Annotated in this window: 2 protein-coding genes; both read right to left on the bottom strand. The window is 64.9% G+C overall.

Translation table 11 applies throughout. From position 1 onward, the window contains the following. Positions 1 to 129: 129 nt before the first annotated feature. On the bottom strand, positions 130 to 744 hold the full coding sequence (locus H6718_00185) for a DUF4276 family protein (protein ID MCB9583779.1): 615 nt from the start codon (positions 742 to 744) through the stop codon (positions 130 to 132). Further along, positions 741 to 1,976, bottom strand: a complete 1,236-nt coding sequence (locus H6718_00180) for an AAA family ATPase (protein ID MCB9583778.1) — start codon at positions 1,974 to 1,976, stop codon at positions 741 to 743. The genes H6718_00185 and H6718_00180 overlap by 4 nt, the downstream gene beginning before the upstream one ends. Positions 1,977 to 2,311: the final 335 nt, after the last annotated feature.

Here is a 2,311-nt window from a genome sequence, read left to right as displayed (position 1 = left end):
GCGGGCAAGGTGCGGCCCTTACGCCGCGATCTGGGCTGGGTGCCGGGCGGTTGGACCATTTGGCTGTTCGCTGAGCACTACGCCGGCACATTCTCGACTTGAGCTCGGCTCATCACCGCTGCCGGCGCCTCACCCCGTCGCCTCGAGGACCGCATCCCTAAACACGGTGAAACTGTGTGAGACGCAACGCTGCGGTTTCAACTTGGCCCCGATCACACGCGCGGCCTCGATCTTGCGCAGCCCGCCTTCGAAGTAGCCATGTTTCCCGAGCACGCGCTCGAAGGCTTCCCAAGTGCCGCCCGAGATCGCATCTGAGTCGCGAAACCCGGACTTGCGTGGCACGCTGTCCGGCACGTCAGGATAGGCAGCGCGCACGCCATCCCAGTCGCCGAAGTACCAAGCCTCGAGTTCCTCGATGGCAATGCGGTTGACGAGTTGCCACACCCCGCGCTTCGGCCGAGATCGGGTCGAGAGCCCGGCCAAAGCGGCTATATCCTCGAGGTGCTGCTTCAGTCTCCGGCAATCGTCCTCGTCGCGATCGACCACGACGACGATACGCCAGTCCTCGGGCCACTTCGAGTAGCCGCGAAGACGTGCGGGGAGCTTGCCGAGCAGGTCGCTCTTGCCCTGGAATGGGTGGATCTCGAACGTCCGGTCTTGCGGCAGGAGGCGCGGCAGCAGCGCGCGGAGGAACGCTTCCATCGACGGCTCCTCGACCAGCACTACGAGATGCTGGGCGCTCACTTCTTGCCGTCCCGGAGCGGCCTGGTGGGAGCCCCCTGATTCACCAGTGGATCGCCGACGCCGAGGTGTCCCTCCATCCAGAGGTGACCCAAAAGGGCTCCCTCCCCAATCAACTCGGGCATGCCCTGGATGTCGGAGACGCGCCGGGTCTGCGTGAAGCCCTGGTCATTTCGCCAGAGCACCCTGACCTCGTCGGGGCGTAGTGCATTCAGGAAGAACGGGGAGTGGGTAGTGGCCAACAATTGGGTGCGCTCGGTCGCCGCACGGCACTCCTCGGCAAGCTCGGGCAGGAGGCGCGGGTGCAGGAAGTTCTCCGGCTCTTCGATTCCGATGAACGGGGGCGGGCTCGGATCGTGCAGCATCACGAGGTACGCCAGCATCTTGAGCGTTCCGTCCGAGGCGAACTTGGCCAGCACCGGATGCGTAAACGGCGCATCCTTGATCTGCAGCAACAATCGTCCATCCGCCATCGTCTCAGCGAGCACGCGCTCGATGCGCGGCACCCGCGTCTTGAGCACATCGAAGACCTGTTCAAGGCGTACGGGGTGCTGCTCACCGAGGTACTGGATGACGTTGGCGAGGTTGTCGCCACTGCGACTGAGGCGCTCCTGCGGGCCTGCTTCGGGCTGCCCGCGAGCGCTGTCGGCCGAGAGGTAGGAGACGTGCCAGCCGGTGATGAAGTCGCGCAGCGCGGCGACGCGCGGGTGCTGTTCGAACTGGCCGAGCGCGTTGACCGCGAGCAGATCCGCGCTCTTCAGCGGAAAATCGACGCGCTGATCCTGCTGATCGGGCAGATCACCGCTGATCGCCTTGCCCTGCCCGCTCTTGTAGTCGAGGAATTTGAATGGCTGACCATGGGCGCCGCGCTTCCAGCGCAACCACTCCTCGACGACGACCGGGCCTTTGGCCGTCTCGTCGACGGCCAGGTGGTAGGTGATCAGCGGGTAGCTTGGCTCGCGGTACTTGATCTCTATGGAGACGGGCCCGTCGGAACCGCGAGAACGCAGTTCCTTCGTCCGTCCGCGTTTGTCCCAGGCACGCCGCAGCCCCGATTCGAAGCACTCGGCCAAGAACGCGAATACGTCGAAGACGGTCGACTTGCCGCTGCCGTTGGGACCGAGCAACACGGTAAGCGGCTTCAGGTCTTTGAACTCGACGTCGCGCAGGGCGCGGAATCTCTGGACCTTGAGGTACTCGATGCGGGGTGGGCCCGTTGCCTTCTTCGTGGTCATGCGTATTCCGCGAGGATGCGTTCGGCGGCGGGGATTCGGAGCTTGCCTGAGATCAACAGCGGAAGGAAGGGGTCGCGAAGAAACGTGAGCTTGCCCGACTCGGCCCGGCATGTCGCAATCCGTCCGGCTCCAAAGCTGGAAAGGTCCGACGACCCGCTCTTGGATGCCAGGGACCGGCCAGGTCAGCGACATCCCGCACAGCAACCCGGTCGACAGCCGTCCAGTCCCATGACCGATGCCTCGACATGAGGCAGGAGCTCACCCCGGAGTTCAGCCGAGCCCCTGCACCTCAGGACAGCGCGAACGCGGCGATGGCGTCGACCAGTGCCCCGACT

This window comes from Polyangiaceae bacterium (genome assembly GCA_020633205.1).
In the GTDB taxonomy this organism is placed as follows: Bacteria; Myxococcota_A; Polyangia; order Polyangiales; family Polyangiaceae; genus JAHBVY01.
The sequence above is the reverse complement of the archived record's forward strand: the minus strand, read 5'-3'. Positions and strand labels throughout refer to the sequence as shown.